The sequence below is a fragment of the Paraburkholderia sp. MM5482-R2 genome (assembly GCF_050436125.1).
GTDB lineage: Bacteria > Pseudomonadota > Gammaproteobacteria > Burkholderiales > Burkholderiaceae > Paraburkholderia > Paraburkholderia tuberum.
In genome coordinates this window covers 685,169-711,311 of sequence record NZ_JBNDLP010000004.1, presented here as the reverse complement: position 1 = coordinate 711,311, position 26,143 = coordinate 685,169, and the positions used below count along the sequence as shown (strand labels likewise).

21 protein-coding genes and 6 pseudogenes are annotated in these 26,143 nt (G+C 64.9%); 8 read left to right on the top strand and 19 right to left on the bottom strand.

What is annotated here, in order from left to right:
• Positions 1-46: 46 nt before the first annotated feature.
• From OKW37_RS39300 to OKW37_RS39255, 10 genes and pseudogenes are all read right to left on the bottom strand, one after another.
• Positions 47-1,237 (bottom strand): M24 family metallopeptidase, encoded by a 1,191-nt coding sequence (locus OKW37_RS39300; protein WP_429401945.1) that lies wholly within the window; start codon positions 1,235-1,237, stop codon positions 47-49.
• A gap of 73 nt (positions 1,238-1,310) precedes the next feature.
• On the bottom strand, positions 1,311-2,198 hold the full coding sequence (locus tag OKW37_RS39295; RefSeq protein WP_429401947.1) for an ABC transporter permease: 888 nt from the start codon (positions 2,196-2,198) through the stop codon (positions 1,311-1,313).
• A 3-nt stretch (positions 2,199-2,201) separates the two neighbouring features.
• The gene (locus tag OKW37_RS39290; protein WP_090810835.1) at positions 2,202-3,263 is read right to left on the bottom strand and encodes an extracellular solute-binding protein; all 1,062 of its coding nucleotides are present in this window, start codon (positions 3,261-3,263) and stop codon (positions 2,202-2,204) included.
• Between the two features lie 11 nt (positions 3,264-3,274).
• Positions 3,275-3,730 carry a TOBE domain-containing protein gene (locus OKW37_RS39285; RefSeq protein ID WP_429510126.1) on the bottom strand — a complete coding sequence of 152 codons (456 nt, stop codon included), beginning with the start codon at positions 3,728-3,730 and terminating at the stop codon, positions 3,275-3,277.
• 175 nt (positions 3,731-3,905) lie between these two features.
• Positions 3,906-4,313 (bottom strand): annotated as a pseudogene (locus OKW37_RS39280) (ABC transporter ATP-binding protein); the annotation flags it as partial.
• An 18-nt stretch (positions 4,314-4,331) separates the two neighbouring features.
• Positions 4,332-5,195 carry an ABC transporter permease gene (locus OKW37_RS39275; protein WP_429401951.1) on the bottom strand — a complete coding sequence of 288 codons (864 nt, stop codon included), beginning with the start codon at positions 5,193-5,195 and terminating at the stop codon, positions 4,332-4,334.
• Positions 5,196-5,456: 261 nt separating this feature from the next.
• A complete protein-coding gene (locus OKW37_RS39270; RefSeq protein ID WP_429401953.1) occupies positions 5,457-6,752 on the bottom strand; it encodes an MFS transporter in 1,296 nt (431 codons plus the stop codon).
• Positions 6,753-6,900: 148 nt separating this feature from the next.
• Complete coding sequence (treA, locus tag OKW37_RS39265) at positions 6,901-8,778, bottom strand: alpha,alpha-trehalase TreA (protein ID WP_429401955.1); 1,878 nt, start codon at positions 8,776-8,778, stop codon at positions 6,901-6,903.
• Positions 8,779-9,062: 284 nt separating this feature from the next.
• Positions 9,063-10,559 (bottom strand): alkaline phosphatase family protein, encoded by a 1,497-nt coding sequence (locus tag OKW37_RS39260; RefSeq protein ID WP_429401957.1) that lies wholly within the window; start codon positions 10,557-10,559, stop codon positions 9,063-9,065.
• Between the two features lie 276 nt (positions 10,560-10,835).
• Positions 10,836-12,752 carry a potassium transporter Kup gene (locus OKW37_RS39255; RefSeq protein ID WP_429401959.1) on the bottom strand — a complete coding sequence of 639 codons (1,917 nt, stop codon included), beginning with the start codon at positions 12,750-12,752 and terminating at the stop codon, positions 10,836-10,838.
• A 404-nt stretch (positions 12,753-13,156) separates the two neighbouring features.
• Here OKW37_RS39255 and OKW37_RS39250 point away from each other — a divergent pair, with 404 nt between their 5' ends.
• The 5 genes from OKW37_RS39250 to OKW37_RS39230 are packed head-to-tail and all read left to right on the top strand — an operon-like array spanning position 13,157 to position 18,478.
• The gene (locus OKW37_RS39250) at positions 13,157-13,852 is read left to right on the top strand and encodes a TetR/AcrR family transcriptional regulator (RefSeq protein ID WP_429401961.1); all 696 of its coding nucleotides are present in this window, start codon (positions 13,157-13,159) and stop codon (positions 13,850-13,852) included.
• Positions 13,849-14,814: an HlyD family secretion protein gene (locus OKW37_RS39245; RefSeq protein WP_429401963.1), complete on the top strand. Its 966-nt coding sequence runs from the start codon at positions 13,849-13,851 to the stop codon at positions 14,812-14,814. The genes OKW37_RS39250 and OKW37_RS39245 overlap by 4 nt, the downstream gene beginning before the upstream one ends.
• Positions 14,811-15,791, top strand: coding sequence for an ABC transporter ATP-binding protein (locus OKW37_RS39240; RefSeq protein ID WP_429401965.1), 981 nt, complete (start codon positions 14,811-14,813; stop codon positions 15,789-15,791). The genes OKW37_RS39245 and OKW37_RS39240 overlap by 4 nt, the downstream gene beginning before the upstream one ends.
• A 32-nt stretch (positions 15,792-15,823) precedes the next feature.
• Positions 15,824-16,939, top strand: a complete 1,116-nt coding sequence (locus OKW37_RS39235) for an ABC transporter permease (protein ID WP_184069711.1) — start codon at positions 15,824-15,826, stop codon at positions 16,937-16,939.
• A gap of 12 nt (positions 16,940-16,951) precedes the next feature.
• Positions 16,952-18,478 carry an efflux transporter outer membrane subunit gene (locus OKW37_RS39230; protein WP_429401967.1) on the top strand — a complete coding sequence of 509 codons (1,527 nt, stop codon included), beginning with the start codon at positions 16,952-16,954 and terminating at the stop codon, positions 18,476-18,478.
• A gap of 13 nt (positions 18,479-18,491) precedes the next feature.
• On the opposite strand, the pseudogene OKW37_RS39225 reads toward OKW37_RS39230, so the two are convergent.
• From OKW37_RS39225 to benA, 5 genes and pseudogenes are all read right to left on the bottom strand, one after another.
• Positions 18,492-18,740: pseudogene (locus OKW37_RS39225) on the bottom strand (benzoate/H(+) symporter BenE family transporter); the annotation flags it as partial.
• A gap of 48 nt (positions 18,741-18,788) precedes the next feature.
• Positions 18,789-19,580 carry a 1,6-dihydroxycyclohexa-2,4-diene-1-carboxylate dehydrogenase gene (locus OKW37_RS39220; RefSeq protein ID WP_429401969.1) on the bottom strand — a complete coding sequence of 264 codons (792 nt, stop codon included), beginning with the start codon at positions 19,578-19,580 and terminating at the stop codon, positions 18,789-18,791.
• Positions 19,577-20,599, bottom strand: coding sequence for a benzoate 1,2-dioxygenase electron transfer component BenC (benC, locus tag OKW37_RS39215; protein ID WP_429401971.1), 1,023 nt, complete (start codon positions 20,597-20,599; stop codon positions 19,577-19,579). The genes OKW37_RS39220 and benC overlap by 4 nt, the downstream gene beginning before the upstream one ends.
• A gap of 25 nt (positions 20,600-20,624) precedes the next feature.
• Positions 20,625-21,116, bottom strand: a complete 492-nt coding sequence (benB, locus tag OKW37_RS39210; protein WP_184061809.1) for a benzoate 1,2-dioxygenase small subunit — start codon at positions 21,114-21,116, stop codon at positions 20,625-20,627.
• The gene (gene benA, locus OKW37_RS39205; RefSeq protein ID WP_429401973.1) at positions 21,113-22,480 is read right to left on the bottom strand and encodes a benzoate 1,2-dioxygenase large subunit; all 1,368 of its coding nucleotides are present in this window, start codon (positions 22,478-22,480) and stop codon (positions 21,113-21,115) included. Before benA ends, benB begins: the two co-directional genes overlap by 4 nt.
• A 469-nt stretch (positions 22,481-22,949) precedes the next feature.
• On the opposite strand from benA, the gene OKW37_RS39200 reads away from it, so the two are divergent.
• Both OKW37_RS39200 and OKW37_RS39195 read left to right on the top strand, forming a co-directional pair.
• Entirely contained in the window at positions 22,950-23,867 is a 918-nt protein-coding gene (locus OKW37_RS39200; protein ID WP_429401975.1) for a LysR family transcriptional regulator, read from the top strand.
• Between the two features lie 52 nt (positions 23,868-23,919).
• A pseudogene (locus OKW37_RS39195) lies at positions 23,920-24,060 on the top strand (histidine/lysine/arginine/ornithine ABC transporter ATP-binding protein); the annotation flags it as partial.
• A 44-nt stretch (positions 24,061-24,104) separates the two neighbouring features.
• Here the strand turns inward: OKW37_RS39195 and OKW37_RS39190 are convergent.
• From OKW37_RS39190 to OKW37_RS39175, 4 genes and pseudogenes are all read right to left on the bottom strand, one after another.
• Positions 24,105-24,269, bottom strand: a pseudogene (locus tag OKW37_RS39190) (Rieske (2Fe-2S) protein); the annotation flags it as partial.
• Positions 24,268-24,354: pseudogene (locus OKW37_RS39185) on the bottom strand (YciI family protein); the annotation flags it as partial. The pseudogenes OKW37_RS39185 and OKW37_RS39190, both read right to left, overlap by 2 nt.
• Positions 24,355-24,359: 5 nt before the next feature.
• Complete coding sequence (locus tag OKW37_RS39180) at positions 24,360-25,232, bottom strand: intradiol ring-cleavage dioxygenase (RefSeq protein WP_429401977.1); 873 nt, start codon at positions 25,230-25,232, stop codon at positions 24,360-24,362.
• 45 nt (positions 25,233-25,277) lie between these two features.
• Positions 25,278-25,547 (bottom strand): annotated as a pseudogene (locus OKW37_RS39175) (maleylacetate reductase); the annotation flags it as partial.
• 208 nt (positions 25,548-25,755) lie between these two features.
• On the opposite strand from OKW37_RS39175, the gene OKW37_RS39170 reads away from it, so the two are divergent.
• Complete coding sequence (locus OKW37_RS39170) at positions 25,756-26,106, top strand: BON domain-containing protein (protein WP_429401979.1); 351 nt, start codon at positions 25,756-25,758, stop codon at positions 26,104-26,106.
• Positions 26,107-26,143: the final 37 nt, after the last annotated feature.

Below are 26,143 nucleotides of genomic sequence, written 5' to 3'. Positions count from 1 at the left end.
GATCCGGGTCATCTGCAACGTTGAAGGGTGTCGCGCGCTGCGCGACTCAATCGATGGTCGCGTGCGCGAGCGTGCGCGGGGTCTTCGTGAGCAGCTCCGGCGTCGGGCCGGTCACAACCGAATCGTCGAGCCGGAAACCGCCGAGGCCGTACACATAGATGCCGGGCTCCGCCGAGTACACCTCGTTGTCCAGCAGCGCGCGGTGATTGAACGCCATGTCGTCCGGATACTCGTGACCGATGATGCCCATGCCATGCCCCGTGCGATGACGGATGTACTTCGCGCAGCCGGCCTGCTCGATCACCGCCTGCGCGGCCGCGTCGATACCCGAAACCGGCTGACCCGTGACGGCCGCCGCGACGGCCGCCTCGTTGGCCGCGCGCGCGACCTCATGAAAACGCGCCTGCTCGGCGCTCGGTTTGCCGCAGAACCAGGTGCGCTCGTTCTCGATCACGAGACCGTTCAAACGCGGAATCACGATATTGACGAGACCGTCGCCCGCCTTGATCTGGGCGCCGCATGACGCACCGTCGCCGTGCGGCGACGCCGATGCCGGTCCCGACAAGGTCCAGCAACGCATCACTTCGAGGTTCTCGCCAGGAAAGCGGCGCGCGCCTTCGGTCACCATCAGGGTGGCCATCTGATAGTCGAGTTCCTGAACGAGCCGTCCGGGGCGAATGTTCTCGCGATAGCGGTCCTGCACCCAATCGGCGAGGCTTGCGGCGGCCCGCATGATGGCAATCTCCTCCCGGTGCTTGACCCAGCGCAACGAGCGCAACTCGGCGAGCATCGGCAGGAACTTCGCGTCCGGCAGCAGTGACGCCGCGCGGCCGAGCGGACCGCCGGCGGCTTCGACGCCGATTCGCGATGCGCCAAGCCCGGCGGCACGCAAACGCGCGGCGATCAGTTCCGGGACTTCCGCGAGTAGCGGCTGCCGCTCGACCACGCGCGGATGCTCGGAGTAGAACGAGATATCGTCGAGCCACAGATGTCCGCGCTCGCGCGCCATCATCACGTGATGCGTCGACAGCTCGTTCATGATCGCGAACGGCTCGCCCGACAGCGGCACGCACACGGCGATCGGCCGCTCCCAGGTCTGCACGTCGACGTGGAAATTGGTCGCCCACTGGAAGAAGTCGGCGGACGTGAAGATCAGCGCATCGACTCGCTGACGTTCCATCAGTTTTTGCATCAGGTCGTGACGGTAAGCGCGAGTCTTGTCGGTGAGGATTGGCATCTGTTGTTCCTTCAGGAAGAAGAATTAAGGAGAGGCGCATCCCACACACCAGCCCGCGGCGCGCCCTGCCAGTTCAGGTCATCATCGTCTTCGCGTAGCGCCGCTGGATGATCCAGTGCGACAACAGCGCCAGCGCAAACGTGACCACCATCGATACGATCGACAGCACGGCCCCGAACGGCCAGTTGTTCGCCTTGGCGATCTGGTCGTAGATTGCCGGCGTCATCATCGTGATGCCGGTGCCGCCGAGCAGAACCGGTGTCGCGTACGCGTTCATGCACAGAATGAACACGAGCATCGTGCCGGCCGCGACGCCGGGCGCCGCGATCGGCAGCACGACGCGCGCGAGCGTCTGAGCGAAGCTCGCGCCGAGATTGCGCGCGGCTTCCTCGATCGAGAAATCGAGGCCTTCGAGCACGCTCTGCAAGGTCAGGATCATGTACGGCAGAACCACGGCGGTGGTGCCGGCCACCACCGCGAACGGCGTATACAGCAGCCGCACCGGTTGATCGACGAGGCCGAGCGCCATCAGCATCGCATTGACGAAACCCGCGTTGCCGAGCATGACCATCCAACCGGCCGCGCGCACGACGTTGCCGACCAGCAGCGGAAACACCAGCAGCATCACCAGTTGGCTCTTGAAGCGGCTCTGCGTTTTAGCAAGCACATAGGCGACCGGAAAACCGAATACGAGCGACAGCGCCGTGCACAGCGCGGCCACCTTGATCGTGGTCCACAGCACCGCGTGGTAGTACGGATCGGTCAGAAACTGGACGTAGTTCTCGAACGTGAACGCCGCCTGCATCATCTGGACCGAGTCGAAATGATTGAAGCTGTAGCGCACCAGTTGCACGCCCGGCAGCACGATCACGAATAGCACGACGAGCACGGCGGGCGTTGCGAGCAGGCCCCCGGCGAAGTCGCGGCGCCGCGGCGCGGCGTTCAGTGCGCTCGTCGTCATGGTTCAAAGTCCCGGCTTGAATTCCTTGTTCCAGAAGTCGAGCAGCGCCGGTTTTTCCGCGGTGAAACGCGCGTAGTCGACTTTGACGAGGCGATCGAGTTCGGCATTCGTGAAGCCGACGCTCTGTTGCAGCGTCGGCGGCAAGGCCGCATCGGTGACGGTCGGCGCATAGCCCATCGTCTCGGCGAAGCCGACCTGCGCGCGCGGATCGAGCATCGCGTTCAGATAGTTGAAGCCGCACGCACGCGTCGGCGCGTTCTTCGGCACGGCGGCCTCGAACGTGACCGGCACGCCGCCCTCTTTCGGGAACGCGTAGTCGACCGGCACGCCGCCTTTCTTCCACTGCAGCGCGCGCGCTTTCCACATGCAGGTCATCCAGATTTCGCCGCTTTTCAGCGCCGCCGCGACCGTTTCGTTCGACGGATAGACCTTCGGCTGCTGCTTGCGCACCTCGCGCAGAAACTGGATACCGGCCGCCGTGTCGCCATTGTGCTGGCCCGCCGCGAGCGAAGACTGCAGCACGTTGAAGTTGTACAGAATGTCGGAAAAACCCACCCGTCCCTTCAGTTTCGGATCGAGCGCGACCGCGAGCGAATCGGGCTTCGCCTGAAACTTCTCCGGGTTGTAGACGATCACCATCGCACTGAAGATGTGCGGAATCGAATACGGGCGGCGCAGCGCTTCGATCGTGCGCGCCGAGTTCGGCACCAGTTTCGTGTCGAGCGGTTCGAGCACCCCCGAACGATTGACGTCGAACATGTCGATGTCGGCGAGACAGGCGACGTCGAGCGAACCGTGACGCGACATCTTCTCCGCGCGCAGCTTCGTCATGCGGCCGATCTGATCCGCCGAGTCGTACGTGACGCGACCGCCAGCGGCCTCGATGATCGGCTTGCCGATGTTCTGTTCGAGCAGGTTCAGATAATCGCCGCCCCACGTGCCGACGACGACGTTGGGGCAAGCGTCGGCCGCCAGCGCCGTGCGCGGATCGAAACCGAGCGACGGAGCGACGAGCAGACCGGAAGCAGCTTTCAGAAACGTGCGGCGCGTGATGGGATAGCTCATTTTATGGTCCTTCAGGCGGAAAAAAGCAGGCAATCTTCGGTTCTGAAGCACGCGTGCAGCGTGTCGCCCGGCGACCATGCGCCGGCACCGGCGTGCGCGGTGTTCGGCACGAGCGCGACGAGGCTCTGGCCGCGCTCGCTCGTGAGGCGCAATTCGACGGTCGCGCCGAGATAGATCCGGTCGGCCAGCCGGACCGGGATCGACACTTCGCTGTGCTCCGGCGCCGCGGCAAGACGCAGGCGCTCCGGTCGGATGCCGAGCGTGTTGGCATTGCGCGCGGCGGCGTTGACCGTGATCTTTTCGCCGTTCGCCGTGATGAACTGGCCGTTGTCGACGTGGCCCGCGAAGAAATTCATGCGGCCCAGGAAGCTCGCGACGAACGGATTGGCGGGCCGCTCGTACAACGCGTCCGCGCTGCCGATCTGCTGCACGCGTCCGTCGTGCATGACGGCCACGCGGTCCGCCATCGCAAGTGCTTCCTCCTGATCGTGCGTGACGAAGATCGTCGTGAGACCGAGACGCTGCTGGAGCGCGCGAATTTCTTCTCGTAACCTCGACGCGCAGCTTCGCGTCGAGATTCGACAACGGCTCGTCGAGCAGAAATACGTCGGGCCGGATCGCGAGCGCGCGCGCAATCGCGACGCGCTGCTGCTGGCCGCCGGACAACTGCCGGGGATAGCGTTCGGCGAGCGAGCTCAGCCGCACCATGTCGAGCGCCTCGCGAATGCGCGTGTCGCGCTCCGCCTTCGGTACACGCCGCATTTCCAGACCGAACGCGACGTTCTGCGCAACGGTCATGTGCGGAAACAACGCGTAGCGCTGAAACACCATGCCGGTATTGCGCTTGTCGGGTGCGAGCCGCGTGACCTCGGTGTTGCCGATCCAGATTTCGCCGTCGCTCGGCTCGACGAAGCCCGCGACCATGCGCAGCGTCGTCGTCTTGCCGCAGCCGCTCGGGCCGAGGAACGCGACCAGTTCGCCCTCGGCGATATCGAACGACACGTCGGCGACCGCGGTCGTCGCACCGTACTGCTTGCGCAGATTGCGCATGGGATACCTGAGCCATGATCAGATCACCTTGCCGAGCTTCACGAAACGATCGGTGATCAGCATCACGATGCCAAGCAGCACGATCTGCGCGGCCGATACCGCCGCAATGGTTGGGTCGAGATTGAATTCGAGGTACTGCATGATTGCGATCGGCAACGTCGTCTTGCCGGGGCCGACGAGCGGCAAGGTCATCTCGAGGTTCTCGAACGAGACGATGAAGCCGAACAGCGTGGAGGCGACGATCGCCGGCCGCAGCATCGGCAGCGTGACGCGCCACAGCGTGCGCCACGCACCGGCGCCGAGATTGCGCGCCGCCTCCTCGACGGCGGTGTCGAGCTGGCCCAGGCTCGCGGTGACGAGCCGGATCGTCCATGGGATCGTCAGGCAGATATGCGCGAGCAGCAGGCCGCCGAATGTGCCGACGATGTCGGTGTCGAGCGCATTCTCGGCGCGCAGGTAGAACAGATAGGTCGCAATGCCGGCGACGATACCAGGCACGACTAGTGGCAGCAGCAGCGTGTTGCTGACGAGGCGACGCCCAGCAAACCGGTAGCGCGCAAGCGCGAGCGAGGCGGCGACACCGAGCACCACGCCGCCGATCGCCGCGCCGGCCGCGAGCTTCAGCGACAGCACGAAGCCGTTCGCGAACGCGTCGTTACGCCATGCGTTGACGTACCACGACAGCGTGTAGCCGGACGGCGGGAACGTGATGATCGCGTCCTTGAAGAAGCTCAGCCAGATCACGAAGATCAGCGGGCTCAGCATGAACAGATAGATGAGCGCGACGCCCGCCCTGACGAACCATTTCGCCGGGGACAGACGTGGGTGGGACAAAGCGCGCGCGGAAACGATGCTGCTACCGTCGATCGGAACCTGCGTCACCGCGCTTTCTCCTTGGTCGGGATTACACGTTGGGGTGTGTCCGGCGGAGTGGCGACGTCAGGCCACCCCCGCTTCGCCTCGGCTGGTCGCAATGTAAATTTGCATAGCCTGACGAACTGCGATTCACAGTAGCATGAATAAAAAAAGGAGCAAAGCGGGTTCTGGCTAGACGCGCGCTGGGGTTTACGCGGGCGCTGGTCGCCCAGGGGAAAGGTGTTTGCGCCGGAATGGCAAACGCGTTGACCGTCGAGGAGGCTTGTATCAGCGCGCCACCGCTGCCCGTGCCCTGCCCGACTTTACGCGCCAGTTCGCGAGCGCGCCGAGCGCCATCAGCACGCTGGTGCCGAGAAACACCGCGCGCATGCCGACGTGTCCGCCGACGAAACCGCCCAGCAACGGGCCGGCCACCTGCCCCGCGTATTGCGACGACACCGAGTACCCAAGGATCGCGCCCGTCACGCTCGCCGGCACGTTATGGCGGATCACGCTCGCGATGCACGGCAACAGGCCGCCCAGTGCCATCCCCATCAGGAAACGCAGCACGATCAGCTGCCAGCTCGCGGTGACGAACGCCTGCGGAACGAGCAAGACCGCCGATACGGCGAGGCAGCCGACGATCACATTCCAGTGCCCGGCGCGATCGGCGAACTTGCCCAGACGCGACGACGAGATCACGCTGCCGAGCGCCGCGCCCGACATCACGAAGCCCGCCACCATCGTCACGCTTTGAGGCTTCGTGAGCTGGGCGACGTAGACGGTGATGATCGGCTCGATCGACATATTCGCGACCATCAGCAGCAGACCCGTGGCAAGCATCGCGATGGCCGGCCGCTTGTCGTCCACCGAGGCCCACGCGCCCTGCTTCGGCGCGCTGTCCGCATGCTTGCGAACCGGCATTTCGCGAATCAGAAACGCCGTCGCGAGAAAGGCGACGAAGATCGCCGCGCCCGAGGCCCAAAAGGTCGCGCGGATGCCGATCAGCGGCGGCAGGAAGCCGCCGATCAGCGGGCCGACCAGATTGCCCGCCATGATCCCCGACGACAGCACGCCGAGCGCCCAGCCCGAACGCGCCTTCGGCGTCTGCGTCGCGACGAGGATCATCGAGCCCGACGCATAGCCGCCGAGCAACCCGGCGAGCAGCCGCAACGCGACCAGCTGCCACGCCGAGTGCGCCATGCCGATCAGCGACATCGCGACCGCCATGCCGAGGCTCGAGCGGATCAGCATCAGCTTGCGGCCGTAGAGGTCCGCGAGCTTGCCCCACAGGGGCGCGACGAGCGCGGCGCTGAAGAAGGTCGCGCCGAACGCGGCGCCGGACCACTGCACGATCGCCGCATGATCCTTTACGCCGAGCTGCTCGACATAGAGCGGCAGGAACGGCAGCAGCAGCGTCATCGCGACGATGGTCGTGAACGAGCCGAACACGCACACGCACAGATTGCGCTGCCAATGCGCGGCGGCTTCATCGCCGGCCGGCGGGGCGGCCTTGGCTGTCGCCGTGGCCTGCGCCTGCGGCGGCACCGGTTCGGCCGATGGTACGTCGAGCTTACGATTCATCTTCGAGGCTTTCCAGGGTGACGAGGGTCTGTTCGAGCTATCCAAAGCATCGTAACGGGCTGCGCCGCCGCCAGGCAGTCAACCCATCATCCTGGTATCGCTACTACCTCTTCGGAACGCGCGGACCTGGCTGCGCGCCTCTTTGCAACTAGTGGCCCGCGGGCGACGTGCTGTGCGACGTCTGCGGCGCGGCCGCCGCCGATGCCGCCGCATCCGACACGCCCACCGCGCCGCCCGGCAGATCGGCCGGCTTCGTCGAACTCACCGCATCCGGATAGAGCTGCATCAGCACGCGCAGCACGCCATTGGTCCAGCCAAAGCCGTCCTGCAGCGGATACTCGCCGCCCCCCGCCGACTTGCCGCTCGCGTCGACGTCGTACTTCTCGACCAGCTTGCCGGTGCGCTGGTAGTACGCGACGTCGGTGCGGATCCAGCGCGTCGCGATATCGCGCGCGAGCTCCGGCTCGCTATAGCGGCGCAACCCGATCACCGCGAGGTACTGCAGCGGCGCCCAGCCGTTCGGTTCGTCCCACTGCTGGCCGGTGTTGGTCCGCGTCGTCGCGAGACCGCCCGGACGCAGCAGATCGCGCCGGATCGTCTGCGCCACTTCGCGCGCGTCGTTGCGTGTCGCGACGCCGGCGTAAAGCGGGTACACCGTCGCGGCAGTAAGCCGGTGCGTGAGCGTGCGGTGCACGAAGTCGTAGTCGCCGAAAGCGTGCAGTTGCGGGTCCCACAGCACCCGGCGGATCGCATCGGCGCGCACCCGGGCACGTAGTTCGAGATTCTCGGCGTGGCCTGCATCGCCGGTCACACGGTAGGCTTTCGCGAGCGTGCGTTCGAGGTCCACCATCAGGCAGTTCAGGTCCACTGGCACCAGCGAGGTCACGTCGATGCTCGCGAGCGTCCTGCCGTCGGCGAACCAGCGCGAGCTGAAGTCCCAGCCGGTTTCGCCGCCCGCGCGCAGGTTGCGCCACAAATCCCGCGCATCGCGTTGCGGCATCCGCTGCGCCGTCATCACATCCTCGCGGTACGACTCGTCGCGCGGCGCCGCGCGCTCGTCCCAGTAGCGATTGAGCAGCGTGCCGTCGGCGAGGCGCACGAGATGGTGGGCCGCGTTGCCCGGCGCGAGATGGTCGCTGCCGGCCATCCAGTACGCGTATTCACGGCGCAGCTCGGGCAGATAGCGGGCGTAGACCTGATCGCCCTCCTTGCGCGCGACGAGCCGCACCATCTGCGCGAAGAACGGCGGCTGCGAACGGCTCAGGTAATACGTGCGATTGCCGTTGGGGATGTGGCCATAGCGGTCGATCAACGTCGAGAAATTGTTCAGCTCGTCGTCGACGAGCGCGTGCTGGCCGCTCGCGTCGAGCCCCAGCAGGATGAAGTACGAATCCCAGTAGTAGATCTCGTCGAAGCGGTCGCCCGGCACGATGTACGGCGACGGCAGCGGCAACAGCGACGAGTACGGGCTCGCGCTCGCATCCGGTTCGCGACGCAGCACGCTCCACAGCGTATCGATGTGCGCGGTGACGCTCTCGTCAGGATCGGACGCGTAGCGCTTCGGCGCGCGCGGGGGCAGCGTGAAGCGCTGTTCGACAAATTGTTTCAGGTCGAAGCGCGGCTGAGCACGCTGGCTGTCGTAGTCGGCGATGACCTGGGCCGGCGGCTCGCCTGGCGACATATCGGCAAACGTCTTGCTGTCCGGGTAAAGATGCGCGAGTTCGACGTCGCGATACAGCTCGCCGTACAGCTCGGACGGCGGCGTCGGCACGACCGGCGACGGCTGCGCGTGATCCGTGTTTTCGACGTGCCGGTCCGCGGCGCTGCTGGCGGTATTCGCGGCGGCGGCCGATGCGGGCAGCGTAACGGCCGGCGCGGCCGGCTGGGTCTGGGCGGCCGTCGGCGCGGATTGCGCAATGACGCTGGTGCTTGCGGCGAGCGCCAGCGCGGCGGCCACGTTGGCTACAACGCGGCGGTACGGCCGCTCGCGGGAACACCAAACGGGAAGATCGTAACGAAATGGCATCGGCGGACCCGTTGAGGACGACGCGGTGACGTCGACGTAGGCGGCCCGCCGCGCGCGCCGATGACATGCTGCACGCTACCGCGGGGCTTCGAGGCGGTCTCGCCAGCAAGTGCGGGGCCCGCTTCGCAAAACGATGTCGCGCGCAAGCGTTTCTCACCAAACTGCGCTCAAGGCATGAGCCTTCATCAGGCCGTGCATCCCGCCGTGCGCGCTGCCATTCAGAATCCAGCGCGGCCCGGTCCGGCGCCGGCTTGCGGCCCGCTCATTTTAAGCGGAAACCCAGCTTAGCCTCCGGTCGGGAATCCTAGAGACGCCGCCTTCGCGCGCAGATCCGCGAAGCGGTCCGCCGTCGGGTTGATCGCCAGCTTTTGCGACTGATCGATCGCCGCTACGGAGCTTGACGGCGAAGGTGCCGCCGCCCCCAGACACGTCCCGCCGAACGGCCCTTGGGCGACCGTGAACGCGGGAGCGTCGGTGCGCGGCGCGTCGTCGAGATCGAGCGCGTAGGCGAGATTGAACGTCGCCGGATCGCTGCCGCGCACGCCAAGCGGCTGTAAGCCGAAGCGCCATTGCAGCAGCGCGTGAATCGAGCTGGGGTCGAACGGATAGCGCGTGATCGAGTTCGCGCGCACGCGCGGGCCAAGCAGCGCGAGCGGCACGCGAAAGCCGAGCTTGCCGTCGTTGCCGAGTGTGAGCTCGCTGTTGCTGATCGGCCTGGTGGGCGGCACCACGTGCTCGAGAAAGCCGCCCCATTCGTCGTAGACGACGATCATCAGCGTGCGGCTCCACGTCGGGCTCGTGCGCAGCGCCTCGTAGACCTGCGCGAGAAACGCCTCGCCGTCGCGGATATCGGCATGCGGATGATCGTCGGCGGAAACGCCTTCCGGCTCGCCCGCGAAGGACGGATCGACCATGCAGAATGGCGGCAGCGTCCCGGCCGCGGCATTCACGAGGAAATCCGCAAACGGGCGCGAAATGCCCAGATAACGCGTGCCATAAAGCGCCGTGAACGGCACGTCGTGGTAGTAGTAGCGACAGTCGATATTGCCATCGCTCAGCTTGTCCCAGATCGTGGCGAGCGACGAAGTGTCGGTGCTGTCGTCGAGCCGATCCGTTGCGCCGCTATGCAGATAGAGGCGATTGGGAAAGGTGCTGGTCAGGATGCCGCTGAAGTAAAAGTCGCCGATCGTATAACTGCTCGCCACGGCGTTGAAAAATTGAAGATCGGCCGACGTGTAGTAGCCGATAGGCAGCAGGTCGCCCGGGATCAGGCTCGTGCCCGGCGTGAGCAGCCAGCCATTCATCGCACCCGATGCCAGTTGCGTGCGCGCCCCCGAGAAGCTGTGATTAGGGTCCTGGTAGGCGCACGCCTGATAGCCGTACGCGGCATTCGCCGCGAGGGAAAACGGCGTTTGCGTCGCGCCGAACGCGTCTTTGAAGTGCTGGTTCGCGGGCATGCCCTCGGCCCCCGGCACCCAGCCGAGGAAATGGTCGAAGGAACGATTTTCCATCGTGACCAGCACGATGAAGTCGATGCCCGAACTAGCCGGCGCGGGTAACGCCGGGCGCGGCAGGCTGTAGCGGTCGGCGGCGTTGGGCGATGGAGTGTCGGTAATCGAGGACGCGGGTTCGCTGGCGCTCCCGCCGCCCGGTTGGCCGTCTCCGCCCAATCCACCGCCGCCTCCGCAACCCGATAGCGCAACGCTGCCGGCCACCGCGGCCACGCCCGCAAGAAAGCGGCGGCGGTCGTGTCCGTGATTCTGGTGAGTCTCGTCGCCCATGACACGTCTCCTCGTTGGATGCGGCGCGGGCGTCCGTCCATGCCAGCCTGCCGCGAAGCAAAACGCGCGCGCCGATTCGAGCGGCGGGTTGGTGGTGGGCAGCAAGTTTCGAACCCGAGGTATCCGAGGGCCGTTGCGAAGCGGCGCTCAACGCTAGCGTGGGACAAGGGCGATTCGCCTCCGCCTCGCGTGCTGACTACGCAGGCGCGGCGGTTACGGGGCCGAGGAGTATCGAAGCAGGCCCGCCGCTGCTCCATGCTTGCTGAACGACGCGCTCTAGATCTCCACGCGCGCGCCGACTTCGATCACGCGATTGGCCGGTAGTTTGAAGAACGCCGCGATATTGCCCACGTTGTGCAGCATCACCGCGAAAAGCCGCTCGCGCCATAGCGCCATGCCATGGCCGCGTTTGGGCACCACGGCCGCGCGGCTCAGGAACCACGATGTGTCGTCCAGGTTGAAGGCCAGTTCCGGCGATTTGTAGGCGGCCAGCGTGCGCGGCAAGTCCACTTCGTCCTTGAATCCGTACTTCACCGTTGCGTGCCAGCAACCCGTGCACAGCGGCCTGATCTGCACGCGCTCGCTGTCGGCCACCCACGGCACGTTCTTCGTTATTACGCTCAGGAAAACCGTGCGCTCATGCAGCACACGGTTGTGCCGCAGGTTGTTGACGAGCGCGTGCGGCACCGCTTCGGCGTCCGGCGTCAGGAAGATCGCCGTGCCGCCCACGCGCGTCGGCGAACTTTCGAGCAGCGCAGCGAGGTACGGCTTGAGCGGCGTCTTTCCCGCCCGCACGCGCGCTTCGGCCAGCATCATTTCCCACCCGCGTCCCCACGTCGCCATGACCGTGAACACGATCGCGCCGATCACGAGCGGGAACCAGCCGCCATCGACGATCTTGAGCAGATTAGCCGAGAAGAACAACGCGTCGATCACGAAGAAGAACGCGGTGGACAGCAGGCACAGCAGCCAGTTGTAGCGCCACGCGTAACGCACGACGAAGAACGTCAGGAACGTGGTGATGAGCATCGTGCCGGTCACGGCGATGCCATACGCGGACCCGAGCGCCGTGGACGAGCGGAAGCCCAACACCGCCGCAACCACGGCGATCAACAGGATCCAGTTGATGCCGGGCACGTAGATTTGCCCGATCTCGCGCTCCGACGTATGCACGACGTTCATGCGCGGCAGGAAGGAAAGCTGCATGGCCTGCATCGTCATCGAATAGGTGCCCGAAATAACGGCCTGCGAGGCGATCACGGTGGCGATCGTCGCCAGCACGATCATCGGCACGATGGCCCACTCCGGGAACAGGCGGTAGAACGGGTTTTGCACCGCGCCGGGGTTCGCCAGCAGCAGCGCGCCCTGGCCCAGATAGTTGAGCGCGAGCGCGGGAAAAACGACGCCGAACCAGGTGAGGCGGATGGGTCGCTTGCCGAAATGGCCCATGTCTGCGTAGAGCGCCTCGGCGCCCGTCAGCGAGAGCACCACCGCGCCGAGCGCGACGAACGCGAGCCAGCGGTGATGCATGACGAAGCCGAGCGCTTCCAGCGGATTGAGCGCATACAGCACGACCGGCGCGGCCATGATGTTCGCGACGCCCGCCACGCCGATCACGACGAACCAGAGCACCATCACGGGCCCGAACACGGCGCCGATGCCGCCCGTGCCGTGCTTTTGCGTGACGAACAGGATGATGAGCGCGGCGAGCGTCACTGGAATCACATAGGTCTTGAGCCCGGGCTCGACGACTTCGAGCCCTTCCACGGCGCTCAGCACGGAAATGGCCGGCGTGATCACGCTATCGCCGAAGAACAGCGCCGCGCCCATCACGCCCACCACGAGGAGGCCGCGACGCAAACGCGGCCGCGACGCGATCGACGACGCCGCGAGCGCGAGCAGCGCCATGATGCCGCCTTCGCCATGATTATTCGCCCGCAGGATCAGTACGACGTACTTGAGCGAAACGACGATCATCAGCGACCAGAAGATCAGCGAGACGATGCCGACGATATTGAAAGCATTGAGCGTGAGACCGTTGCTGGGATCGAACACGGTGGCGAGCGTATAGAGCGGGCTCGTGCCGATGTCGCCGTAGACCACGCCGAGCGCGGCCAGCGCGAGCGCTGGCAGAGCCGGCGACGCTTCGCCGTGGCCTTCCTTCGCCGGCGCGGCGGATGCGGAATGTGCCATGTCTGCCTCCTCATACGAATCGCGCGTGAGCCGTGATGGCCGCGCCGCGGGTTCGCTTCGATTCTTTCGTTTCGTTGACTTGAATTCGTTTGGGTCGTACGGGCTGGATCGTGCCGGGTGTGCGCTAGAGAAAGTATAGAAATTTCCGGCGAAAGTGCGCTTCGCGCGGGGATGCCAGCTGCCGTCCATTGTCAGCTTAACGTCAGTCGAAACGTCGAAAGCGAAGCTACCCAGGCAGTGACGTCGCGCGTTTCCTGACGCGGATCAACGAGAGAATAAAGGCCGCCCGCCGCCAGGGGTTTCCCCTCCTTCGCCATACCGGAAAATATCCTAGTATCAATGAGTTAAAACTAACTAACTCATCAATTAGTCTGGTGTCCATGCCGCAAGCCGCCCGTTCCCGAATGGGTCGCCGTCCTCATCCGCAGGACTTCGACGCACGCGAACATCTGCTCGATGTCGCGGTGGCGCTGTTCGCCGAGCGCGGTATCGCCAACACGACGCTTGCGCAGATCGCGGCGGCGAGCGGCGTGACATCCGCGATGGTGCACTACTGGTTCCAGACGCGCGAAAAGCTGCTCGACGCGTTGTTCGAGGAAAGGCTCGTCGCCGCGTTCGGCGCGATCTGGGATCCGGTCGATCCCGAACACGACGAACCGCTCGCGCTGACGCAAGGCATCGTCAAGCGCATGTTCGATGTCACCGAAACCATGCCGTGGCTGCCTTCGCTCTGGCTGCGCGAGATCGTCAACGAAGGCGGTTTGCTGCGCGAGCGCGCGTTTGCGCGCATCCCCGTGCAAAAGCTCGCCGCGTTCGGTCAGAACATCGCGCGTGGCTGCGCGTCGGGTCAGTTGAACGCCCGGCTCGAACCGTTGCTGCTGTTCAACTCGGTGCTCGCTCTGGTGATGCTGCCGCAGGCAACCGCGAGGATCTGGCAGCGCCTGAATCCGCGCACCTCGTTCGATCGCGCGACGCTCGAACGCCATGTCGTCGCGCTGCTCGCGCAGGGCATGACCGCAACCACGGCGGTCGAGACCAACGCCAAGGCCAGAACCGGGGCGACGTCCACCGCACGCCGCGCGAAGGGCAAGCCGTCATGATCGTGTTCGCCAGCTCATCCCGACGTGCCGCGTTGCTCGCGCTGTGCATCGCGTGCGCAAGCTGTTCGCGACCACCGGCGAACACGTGGCAAGGCTATGTGGAAGGCGAGTTCCTGTACCTCGCGTCTTCGCAGGCGGGACAGTTGACCGAGCTCGCGGTCTCGCGCGGGCAGACCGTCGCGCAGAACACGCCGCTCTTCGCGCTCGAAGCGCAGAACGAAACCGACGCCGTCGCGCAGGCGGGCGAGCAACTGCGCTCGGCCCGCGCCCAGCTTGCCGACCTTGGAACCGGCAAGCGTCCGCCGGAAGTCGCTGTGACGCGCGCGCAACTCGTGCAGGCCGAAGCCGATGCGGCGCGCGCCGCGACGCAGTTGCGCCGCGACCAACAGCAATTCGGCGCGGGCGGCATCGCGCAAAGCCAGCTCGACGACTCGCGCGCGAGCGCGTTGTCGAGCGCCGCGCACGTGCGTGAGTTGCAAAGCCAGCTGGCCGTCGCGCGTCTGCCTGGGCGGATCGAACAGATCCGCGCGCAGCAGGCGCAGGTCGACGCGGCGCAGGCCCAGCTCGGCCAGGCCCAATGGAAGCTCGATCAGAAAAGCGTGCACGCGCCGCACGCCGGCCTCGTGTTCGACACGATGTATCGCAGCGGCGAATGGGTGCCGGCCGGCAGCCCCGTCGTGCGCATGCTGCCGCCGGAGAACGTCAAGGTGCGCTTTTTCGTGCCCCAGGGAGTGGTCGGTTCGCTCGCGCCGGGCCGTCGCGTATCGATTCATTGCGACGGTTGCGCGGCCGATGTGCCGGCCGTGCTCAGCTTCATTTCGGACCAGGCGGAGTACACGCCGCCGGTGATCTTCAGCAACGAAAGCCGCGCGAAACTCGTGTTCATGGTCGAAGCCCGACCTCAGAGCGCCGATGCGCCGAAGCTGCGGCCCGGCCAGCCCGTCACGGTCACGCTGCAATGAGTGCGCCCGCGCCCCCCGGCAATGCCAGCGACCCCGTGTACGCGATCGACGTGCAGGGGCTGAACAAGCATTTCGGCAACAAGCACGTGGTCAACGATGTCACGATGCGCGTGCAGCGCGGCGAGATTTTCGGCTTTCTCGGGCCCAACGGCAGCGGCAAGACCACCTGCATCCGCATGATGTGCGGACTGCTGACGCCCGACTCCGGCAGCGGCACGTGTCTCGGCTACGACATCGTGCGGGACAGCGCGCAGATCAAGCGGCGCACCGGTTATATGACGCAGCGCTTCTCCTATTGGGAAGATCTGACGATCCGCGAAAACCTCGACTTCGTTGCGCGCATCTACGAGATGAAGAACCGCCGCGAGGCGGTCGATCGCGCGCTCGAACAGCTGGGCCTTCAAAGCCGTGCGAAGCAGTTGGCCGGCGCACTGTCGGGCGGATGGAAGCAGCGTCTCGCGCTGGCCGCGTGCATGCTCCATGAGCCGGAACTGCTGCTGCTCGACGAACCGACCGCAGGTGTCGACCCGAGCGCGCGCCGCGACTTCTGGGAAGAGTTGCATCGCCTCGCGGCGCGCGGCATCTCGGTGCTCGTCAGCACGCACTATATGGACGAAGCGGAACGCTGCCACAAGCTCGCTTATATCGCCTACGGCAAGCTGCTCGCGCAGGGCACCTCGAAACAGGTCATCGATTCGCAAGGGCTCGTGACGTGGGCCGTGTACGGCCAGAATCTCGTCGAGCTCGGCGACCGGCTGCGCCGCTCGCCCGGCGTCGAGCAGACGGTGGCGTTCGGTTCGTCGCTGCACGTGAGCGGTCCGGACACGCCCGAACTCCACGCCACGATCGACCAGCTGGCTCATTCGGACCCGGCGTTGCGGATCGAACCACAGGAAACCGGCCTCGAGGACGTGTTCATCTTCATGATGAACCGCTCGACCGACAATTACGCCACCCCTTCGGGCAAAGCATCGTGAATTCCGCGCGCCGACTTCCACGCTTTTCGCTGATGCGTTGGTGGAGCGTCGTGCGCAAGGAGTTTTTGCAACTGAAGCGCGACCGCATCACGTTTGCGATGATGATCGTGCTGCCGATCATGCAGATGGCGCTGTTCGGCTTCGCGATCAATACCGACCCCAAGCATCTGCCGACCGCCGTCATCGCCGCCGATCACAGCGAGTTCACGCGCAGTTTCCTGATGGCGATGCGCAACTCCGATTACTTCGACATCGTATCGACGCTGCCCGACGAAGAATCCGGTCGCCGCGCGCTCGCGCAGGGCAAGGTGCTGTTCGTGCTGAATATCCCCGTCGGTTTCACGCGCGATCTGGCCAAGGGCGCGCGGCCATCGCTGCTCGTCGAAGCCGACGCGACGGACCCCACCGCGGTGGGCACCGCGCTCGGCGCGCTGCCGTCGATCGCGCAGTCGGTGTTGCAGAAGGACCTCACGGGTCCGCTGTCGACGCTCGCGGTCGGCCCGGCCGCTTTCGACGTTCAATTGCACCGGCTCTACAACCCCGAAAGCCTGACCCAGTACAACGTGGTGCCCGGCCTGATGGGGGTGATCCTGACGATGACGATGGTGATGATGACGGGCCTCGCGATCACGCGTGAACGCGAGCGCGGCACGATGGAAAATCTGCTCGCCACGCCGGTACTGCCGCTCGAAGTGATGACCGGCAAGATCGTGCCTTACGTGGCGATCGGCCTGGTGCAGGTCAGCATCATTCTCGCGGCGGCGCGCTTCGTGTTCAACGTGCCGTTCGAAGGCAGTCTGATCGCGCTGTATCTGTCCGCTCTATTGTTCGTTGCGGCCAATCTGACGATCGGCATTACGCTGTCGTCGCTCGCGCAGAACCAGTTGCAGGCCATGCAACTGACGATGTTCTATTTTCTGCCCAACATCCTGCTGTCGGGTTTCATGTTTCCGTTCGCGGGCATGCCGAAGTGGGCGCAGTACATCGGCAACCTGTTGCCGCTCACCTACTTCAACCGGCTGGTACGCGGCATTCTGCTCAAGGGCGTCGGTTGGGCCGACATGTGGCCGCATGTATGGCCGCTGCTGATCTTTCTGTTCGTCGTAATGGGTATCGCCGTGAAGTTCTATCGGCGCACGCTCGATTGAGGAAGGCCTGCAATGTGTTCCGCTCCTGGCTTTCGTGACGCGGTTTTTCATCGCGCGGCTTGTTGGTCCCAGCGTTGCGCCATGCGCCGGCTGGCCGGCTTCTGCGCAAGCGCGGCATTGTGCGCGTGCACCGTCGGCCCGGATTTCCATCGACCCGAGGTGACCAGCGTGTCGAGCTATACCGCCGCGCCGCTTGCGGCGAGCACCGTCGCAGCCGATGGTCCCGGCGGCGCCGCGCAACACTTCGTGCCGACCGAGGTGCCCGGCGACGGCTGGTGGCGCGCTTTCGGCTCGCCGGCGCTGGACGCGCTCGTGCAACAGGCGCTCGCCGATAGCCCGACCCTCGCGCAAGCCCGCGCGAAACTCGAGGAAGCGCAGCAGGACTATCGCGCGCAGGCGGGCGGCACGCTATGGCCGCAAGTCGATGCGAACCTGTCGACCACGCGCGAGAAAATCGATCCCGAGGCGCTCGGCTTCGGTCAGCTGACGCAGGGCCGCGCGTTTGCGCCGTTCACGCTGTACAGCGCACAGGTCACGGTGTCGTACACGCTCGATCTGTTCGGCGCGAATCGCCGCGCGCTCGAAGCGGTGGCCGCGCAGGTCGACTATCAGCAATATGAACTCGAAGCCGCGCGTTTGACGGTCGCGGGCAACGTCGTGACGGCGGCGATCCGGCGCGCATCGCTCGCGCGGCAGATCGCCCTCACCGAAGCGCTGCTCGCCAACCAGATGCAGCAACTCGATATCGCCGAACGCCGCTATGGCGCGGGCGGCATCTCCGAGGTCGATCTGCTGAGCCAGCGCACGCTCGTGCAGCAAACCCGCGCGACGTTACCGCCATTGCGCACGCAGCTTGCGCAGACCGATCATCAACTCGCGATCTATCTGGGACGCGCGCCGGCGGAATTGGCCACCACCCACGACCTCGCCGCGCTCGACCTGGATACGCTCGTGCTACCGGCGGACCTGCCGCTGACCTTGCCGTCGACGCTCGCGCGGCAGCGGCCCGACATTCGCGCGTCCGAGGCGCTGCTGCATCAGGCGAGCGCGAACATCGGCGTCGCAACCGCGAACCTGTATCCGCGCATCACGCTGTCGGGCAGCGCGGCGACCGAACGCGTCAACGTGTCCGATCTGCTGACGGGCTTCAACGTGTGGAATTTCGGTGCGGGTCTCACGCAGCCGCTGTTCCACGGCGGTGAACTGCTGGCGCGCAAGCGCTCGTCGGAGGCGGCCTGGCAAGCGGCGCTCGCCGTCTACAAGCAAACCGTGCTGCAGGGACTGCAACAGGTCGCCGACGCGCTGCGCGCGCTCGATCAGGACGCGATTGCATTGCAGGCGCTCGACGCCGCGCAGCGCAGCGCACAACACAGCGCAGGGATCGCCAGCCAGCGGTATGCGGCGGGCGGCATCAGTCAATTGACACTGCTCGATACGCAGCGCCAGGAATTGCAGACCGGACTCGATCGCACCAAAGCCGCCGCGCAGCGTTATGCCGATACCGCCGCGCTCTATCAGGCGCTCGGGGCGCGGCCTTGAGTCGATCGGTTGGTCATCGGTTTGCAGGCGTCTCGCGCCGCGCCTTGTTCAGCACGAGGTACGCGAACGAGCCGATCACGATGCCCCAGAACGCGGAGCCGAGCCCGAGGAACGTCATACCGGATGCGGTCGCGAGAAACGTGATCACGGAGGCCTCGCGATGGTCTTCGTCCTGGATCGCGCCCATCACGTTCGACGTGATCGCACCGATCAACGCGAGGCCCGCCAGAATCGCGACGAACTCCTTCGGCAGCAGTATGAAGGACGATCGCCGCGCGGCCTATCGGCATTGTTCAGCGGCCGCCGCTCGCTAGCCCTGATCGCCGCCGCCGACCGGCAGCACGGTGCCGGTGATATACGACGCGTCATCGGAAGCGAGGAACAGGATCGCGCCGACCTGTTCGTCGATCGTGCCGTAGCGATGCATCAGGCTCGACGCGATCGTCTGATCGACGATGCCCTGATACCACGTCGCTTCCTGCTCGCTTTGCGGTGCCGTATTGCGCAGCACGCGGCGCGGCGGCGCTTCGGTGCCGCCGGTGGCGACCGCGTTGATGCGGATGCCGTGTTCGGCATGCTCGAACGCGAGGCTCGCGGTCAGCGCGTTGACGCCGCCCTTAGAAGCCGCATACGGCACGCGATAAATGCTGCGCGTCGCAATCGACGACACATTGACGATCGCGCCGCTCGCGCGCTTCAGCATCGCGGGCAACACCGCGTGGCAGCACCACAGCGTCGGGAACAGCGAACGCCGCACCTCGGCCTCGATCTGCTCTGCTTCATATTCCTCGTACGGCTTCGCCCAGATCGTGCCGCCGACGTTGTTGACGAGCGCATCGATGCGGCCGAACGCCTCGATCGCGAAGGCCGTCATCGCGGCCGCGCCCGCATAGGTTTCGAGGTCGGCGATGAACGCGCGCGCATCGCCGCCTTCGCGTGCGATCTCTTCGGCCACCTCGTGCACGATCGGCGAACGGTCGACCAGCACCAAAGCCGCGCCCTCGCGCGCCGCGCGCAACGCGACGCCACGGCCGATGCCCTGGCCCGCGCCGGTCACGACGAGCACCTTGCCCTTGAAGCGATTGGTAAAGGTCGAAGTCATGCTACGTTGCTCGCCGAGAATTTTTCGTAGTAGAAGTTCGCGGGCTCGACGCTGCTGTCGCGTAGCCAGCCCTGCACCGCTTCGACCATCGCGACCGGGCCGCACAGGTAGACGTCGACGTCGCCGTCGTTCAGCCATTCGCTATCCACATGCGCGGTCACGTAGCCCTTGCGCTCGTGGCTGCTCGCGGAATCGACGACACAGGTGCGATAGCTGAAATTCGGCAGCGAGCGCTGCGCCTCTTCGATCTGTTCGAGCGCGACCAGATCGATGTCGTTGGTCACGCCGTACACGAGGCGCACCGGCTGCAGGTTGCCGCTCGCCTTCAGCACGTCGAGCATCGACAGAAACGGTGCGATGCCGGTGCCGCCCGCGAGGAACAGCACCGGACGCTGCGGATCGCGCAGATAGAAGCTGCCATACGGACCCGTGAAGCCGATCTGCTGACCAGGCTGCGCATCGTTGCTCAGAAAGCCGCTCATCTTGCCGTCCGGCACGTTGCGCACGACGAACGCCGCGCGCGTCGCGCCCGGCGCCGAGCTGAACGAGTACGACCGGCTCTCGCCGCTCGCGCCCGGAATCTCGACGTTCACGTATTGACCCGCGAGAAAGCTCGGCGCGCTCGCGCCGTCGATATCGATCGAGAAATGGATCGTCGAATCCGACAGCCGTTCGACCGCCGCGAGCGTGCCTTCGAAACGCGACACCCCGGTCTTGCACGCCGCCGACGACGCCTGCACGCGAATCACCAGATCCGAGCGCGGCCGCGTCTGGCACGCGAGGATATAGCCCTGGCTCGCTTCCTCGGAGGTCAACGCATCTTCGACGTAGCTCGACTCGGGCATGTCGTAGGCGCCCGATTCGCACAGCCCCCGACAGGTGCCGCACGCGCCTTCACGGCAATCGAGCGGAATGTTGATCTTCTGCCGGTAAGCGGCATCCGACAGCGTTTCGTTCTCACGGCAGCTGATGAAGCGCGTGACGCCGTCTTCGAACTGAAGTGCAATAGTGTGTTCCATGACCTGTCTCCTGCAACCGCACCGGCTAGATGTGGTAGATGTCGATGACCTGATTGATGTAGTCGTTCTTCAGCACGACGTACTTGCTCAGGATTTGCGGCTGCGCGCCGTTGAAGTCGATCACGTAGCGCGACATGCCGAAGTAGCTGTAGTTCGTCCTGTAGCGATGGCTCAGCGTGTGCCAGTTGAAGCGCACCGTGTACACGCCGTTGTCCGCGCTCTCCACTTCGACGTTGGCCACGTTGTGGCTCGTGCGCGTGTCGGGCATCGTCGCGCTCGAACGCTCGGTCTTGATGCGGAACACGCGGTCTTCGAGGCCCTGGCGGTTCGGATAGTAGATCAGCGAAATCTCGCGCTGCGGATCGGTGACGAGCTTGTCCTCGTCGTCCCACGACGGCATCCAGAACGACGCGTCCGGGTGATAGCAGGCGAGCCACTCGTCCCATTGCTCGTCGTCGAGCAGACGGCTTTCGCGAAACAGGAAAGCCTGAATATCGGTGATGGCGATGTTGCTCATGCACGGCTCCCCGGCGCATTCAGCGCCTTTTTCATCGTGTCGATCCAGTAGCGGTGCTGCACCGTGTAGAGGCCCTCGTCCTCGGTCTTCACACCGCTCATCACCGGGTTGAGGCCGATCTTTTGCGCGGCTTCGTCCGCGCCGTCGATCCAGTGCTTCGAACCGCGGCACATGTCGTTCCATTCGACCGCGCGGCCCGCGTAGCCCAACTGGCAGGCGCGGAATTCCTCGAGGTCGTCGGGGGTGGCCATGCCGCTGACGTTGAAGAAGTCCTCGTATTGACGGATGCGGCGCGAGCGCGCTTCGTCGGACTCGCCCTTCGGCGCGATGCAGTAGATCGTCACCTCGGTCCTGTTGACCGACAGCGGCCGCAGCACGCGAATCTGCGAGCCGAACTGGTCCATCAGATACACGTTCGGGTAGAGGCACAGGTTGCGCGAGTTCTGGATCATCCAGTCCGCGCGCTCGGTGCCGCAGCGCGCGGCGAATTCCTCGCGGCGGCTGAAGTTCGGACGGTCTTCGGGATTCGCCCAGCGCGTCCACAGCAGCATGTGACCGTGCTCGAACGCGTAGAAGCCGCCGCCCTGACGGCCCCAGCTGCCGGCATCCATCGCGCGGATCTCGTCTTCGCGCGCGTTCTCTTCCTTGCGATGATTGGTCGTTGCCGCATAGTTCCAGTGCACGGCCGACACGTGATAACCGTCCGCGCCGTTTTCGGCGGTCAGCTTCCAGTTGCCTTCGTACGTATAGGTCGACGAGCCGCGCAGCACTTCGAGACCGTCTTCCGACTGGTCGACGATCATGTCGATGATGCGCGCGGCCTCGCCGAGGAATGTCTCGAGCGGCGGCACGTCATCGCTCAAGCTGCCGAACAGGAAGCCGCGATAGTTGCCGAAGCGCGCGAGCTTCTTCAGGTCGTGCGAGCCTTCCTTGTTGAAGCAGTCGGGATAGCCGGCCTCCGCGGGGTCCTTGACCTTCAGCAGCTTGCCGCTGTTGTTGAAGGTCCAGCCGTGGAACGGGCACGTATAGGTCGCCTTGTTGCCGCGCTTGTGGCGGCACAGCATCGCGCCGCGATGCGTGCACGAGTTGATGAACGCGTTCAGCTCGCCCTGACGATTGCGTGCGATCACGACCGGCTGACGGCCCATGTAGGTCGTGAAGTAATCGTTGTTGTTCGGAATCTGGCTTTCGTGGGCCAGGTAAATCCAGTTGCCCTCGAAAATGTGCTGCATTTCGAGTTCGAACAGACGCTCGTCGGTAAACGCGCTGCGATGCAGGCGGTAATCGCCGCGCTCTCGGTCTTCCACGAGAAAGTCGTCGATGTTCTTCAGTTGCGGAGTGTGATCCGGGTAGATCGGAATCATGCCTGTCTCCTGGTTCGGACTGTTGGTATGCGTGCGACGCACGCGTATAGGGAGCGGCCTGCCTGCCGGGAGGCCGGTGGCCGGTTGGTCTTTCACGTCGGGGAGCGGAGGCGGTGCGCCTCCGTATGGCGTCAGGCCGTGGCGCGCAAGCGCTCGACCTTCGGCACGGGAGGCGGGACCTGGTGCCTGAGGGAATCGGTGGAATCGGTGGACAACCCTTGCATCGGGGTTGCGATATCAGCATGTCTCATTGCTGCTCCTGAACTCTTTCTAGGTCTTGGATTCCATGCGCGCGAGGATTTGCCTGCGCCGTCTCCAGGGGCCGACCGACGCTTCAGACCGGGCCGAGTTATCGATGCTCGGGAGGTATAATTTTGTGGGGCGTCTACGGTAACTGAAGGATAGTTCCACGCCATTTGCATCGTCCAACACTGATTTGGTATCGCGACGATACTTAAAAGGTATTTCTATGGAACTGCGCCATCTGCGCTACTTCGTGGCCGTCGCCGAGGAATGCAATGTCACCAAGGCCGCCAAACGTCTGCATATTGCGCAGCCGCCGCTGAGCCGGCAGATCCAGCAGCTCGAAGACATCCTTGGCGTGCAGTTGTTCGAGCGCAACTCGCGGCCGCTGAAGCTGACCGAGGCTGGCCGCTTCTTCTATTCGCACGCCGTGCAACTGCTCGCGCAAACGACGGAAATCGAGGCGATGACGCGGCGCGTCGGCAAGATCGAGCGCAGTTTGTCGGTGGGCTTCGTCGGCTCGACGCTGTACGGCATGCTGCCGAAAATCATCCGGCGCTTTCGTACCGAGAACAGCACCGTCGAGCTGAGCCTGCACGAGATGTCGACGATGGATCAGATCAAGGCGCTCAAGGAAGGCCGCATCGACGTCGGCTTCGGCCGCATCCGTCACGAAGACCCGAGCATCCGGCGCGTCGTGCTGCGCGAAGAACGGATGATCGTCGCGCTGCCGCTCGGCCATCCGCTGATCGCCGCGAAGCCGGTGCTGTCGCTGCACGACCTGACCGGCGAAACGTTGATCATTTTCCCGAAGGCGCCACGTCCCAGTTACGCGGACCAGGTGCTCGCCGCGTTTCACGATCGCGGTCTGAAGCCGCAGCGGCTCTACGAGACCCGCGAATTGCAGATCGCGCTCGGCCTCGTCGGCGCGGGCGAAGGCATCTCGATCGTGCCGGCGAGCGTGTACGGCTTGCAGCGCGGCGACGTCGCCTACAAGGACCTCGACGATCAGAACCTCGTGTCGCCGATCATCATGAGCATGCGCATGCTCGACGAATCGGCCGACATCCAGCGAATGCTCGAACTGATCTATGCGCTGTACGACGAAGAGCACATGACGTATCTGCCGCCTGCGCATCAATAGCGCGGAATACCCGGTTCGCGGCCGGACGTCCAGACAGCCATCTGACCAAGGTGGGCTTGCCGGCCGCAACGTGTCGAATCATGTCGTGTTCCTGCAGCGGGGCAAGATCGAGGAGCAAGGCGATCCGCATGAGGTGCTGACGAATCCGCATAGCGAGCGGTTGCATCAGTTTTTGGCGGGGCGGTTGAAGTAGTTGCGATGGGACACAGCAAGTCGTCCGTCGCCGGCGAGCGTCGACTACGGGTTCGACACAACCCACGCGTTCCCGTCGACCGCGATCTTCACCGCATCGAGGTTCGCCCCCGCGCACGGTCCCTCGATACAGCGTCCATCTTCGAAGCGGAACAGCGCGCTGTGATGCGCGCACATCAACACCTGCGCGCGATAGCACAGCACCTCGCCACGTCCGATGCACCGGACGCACCCGTTCGCGCACTTCGCGCATGCCGGACTTGTCGGTCGCGAAGACCGCGAAAAAACGTGCCATCGTCATCAACTCCGATCGAGGATGAAGTCGTAGCGCGCTTCGCGGAACGGTCCATCGAAACCGAAGCGGCGCGCGAGTTCGTGATCCGCGGAGCACTCGCGATAGTCGACCATCAGCGAGGGCTTCACGCCGAACACCGCGTCCGAATCCAGATACGGATCCTCGCGATCGAACACATGCGTGACCAGTGTCCGATGCCCCGGCGCATCTATCATGAAGTGCAGATGCGCGGGTCGCCACGGATGCCGTCCGGTCGCTTCGAGCATGCGGCCGACCGGGCCGTCGGTCGGAATCGGATAGCTGACCGGCACGATCGTCGAAATCGCGTAGCGGCCTTCGGCGTCGGTGCGAAAACGTCCGCGCAGATTGCCGTGCGGCTGCTCGGTGTCCTGCCCCGAGTACATGCCGTTATCGGCGGTCTGCCAGACGTCGAGCACCGCGTTGGCGACCGGCTCACCGTCCGTCGACAGCACGCGCCCATGCACGAGTGCGGGCGTGCCCGGCGTGAACGCGATGTTCTCGCCATATGCGCGCTCGGGCATGCCGCGAATATAGAACGGACCGAATACGGTGGTGTCGGTCGCGCCCGTCGCGAGACGGTGATTGATCGCGTCGACGAGCATCGATACGCCGAGCGTATCCGACAACAGGATGAATTCCTGACGCACGAGGTCATCGCACATCTTGCCGGTGTCGGTCAGAAAGCGAATGGCCGACATCCATTCGGCCTCGGTCGGCTCGACTTCACGCACGAACGCATGCATGTGCCGCACGAGGCTTTGCATCAGCGTGCGCAGCCGTTCGTCGGGCGTGCCCGCGAAGCTTGCTACCACCTGCTCGGTCAGGGCCTGCTCGGCTTCTTTGCTGTCTGTCGACATGTCTTCCTCCATCGATTGTTCTGGCGGCGCTGCGTTGGCCGATGCTCAGGCGGGTTCAGCGCCCTGCCACGCACGTTGCAGCGGCGCGCGGATCGCGTCGCGCGCCACGGGACGCGGGTTCGCATACGGATTCTTGCACGCGAGATCGGCCGCTTCGTCGAGTCCCTGCTCGGGCATGCCGATCTGCGCGAGCGCCATCGGAATGCCGAGCGCGCGTGCGACGCGCGCAAGCGCATCGGGCGCGGCGCTGTGGGTGTAGTGTGCCGTATGCGGCAGGTTAAACGTACCGCCCAACGTATGACACAGCTTGTGATGGGAAGTGAATGCTGTTTCGCTGCTAATCGCTGAATCTGTCAATCCGTCACGCTGGATCGCGCAGGTACATGGCTAGCCTGAAAGGCCTGGTTTCCTATCAGCATGGCCCATGCCGTCCGTGCATTCTTTGCCGCGAGCGCCACGGCAGCGATGTTTTTGTGTCGACGTTTGAATGTACGAATGAACGGATTTGGATGTCATAACCGACATGCTAAACGCGCCATACATCAAAGGCCGGTTGCTGATCGTCGCGATGTTCGCGTTGCCCGCGTTCGTGTTCACCAACGGCTGTAAGTCGACGGCGACGGCGACACCGTCCGCGACCGCGCCGGGGGCAATCGCCACTGACGACGCTACGCTCGCCCGCCGGGTGAAGCAGGCGCTTGTCGCGGACCCCGCGCTACGATCGTTACCGATGAGCGTGGCAACGTATCGAGGCGTCGTGCAGTTGTCGGGATACGTGGATTCAGAGGCACAGATTCTGGAAGCACTTGCGGTGACCCACGGCGTGCCGGGGGTGCAATCCGTGAGCAACGATCTGCACCTCAAGCCGCAATGACATGCGTTCGCCGGTAGACGGATGACACGAGAGTAAC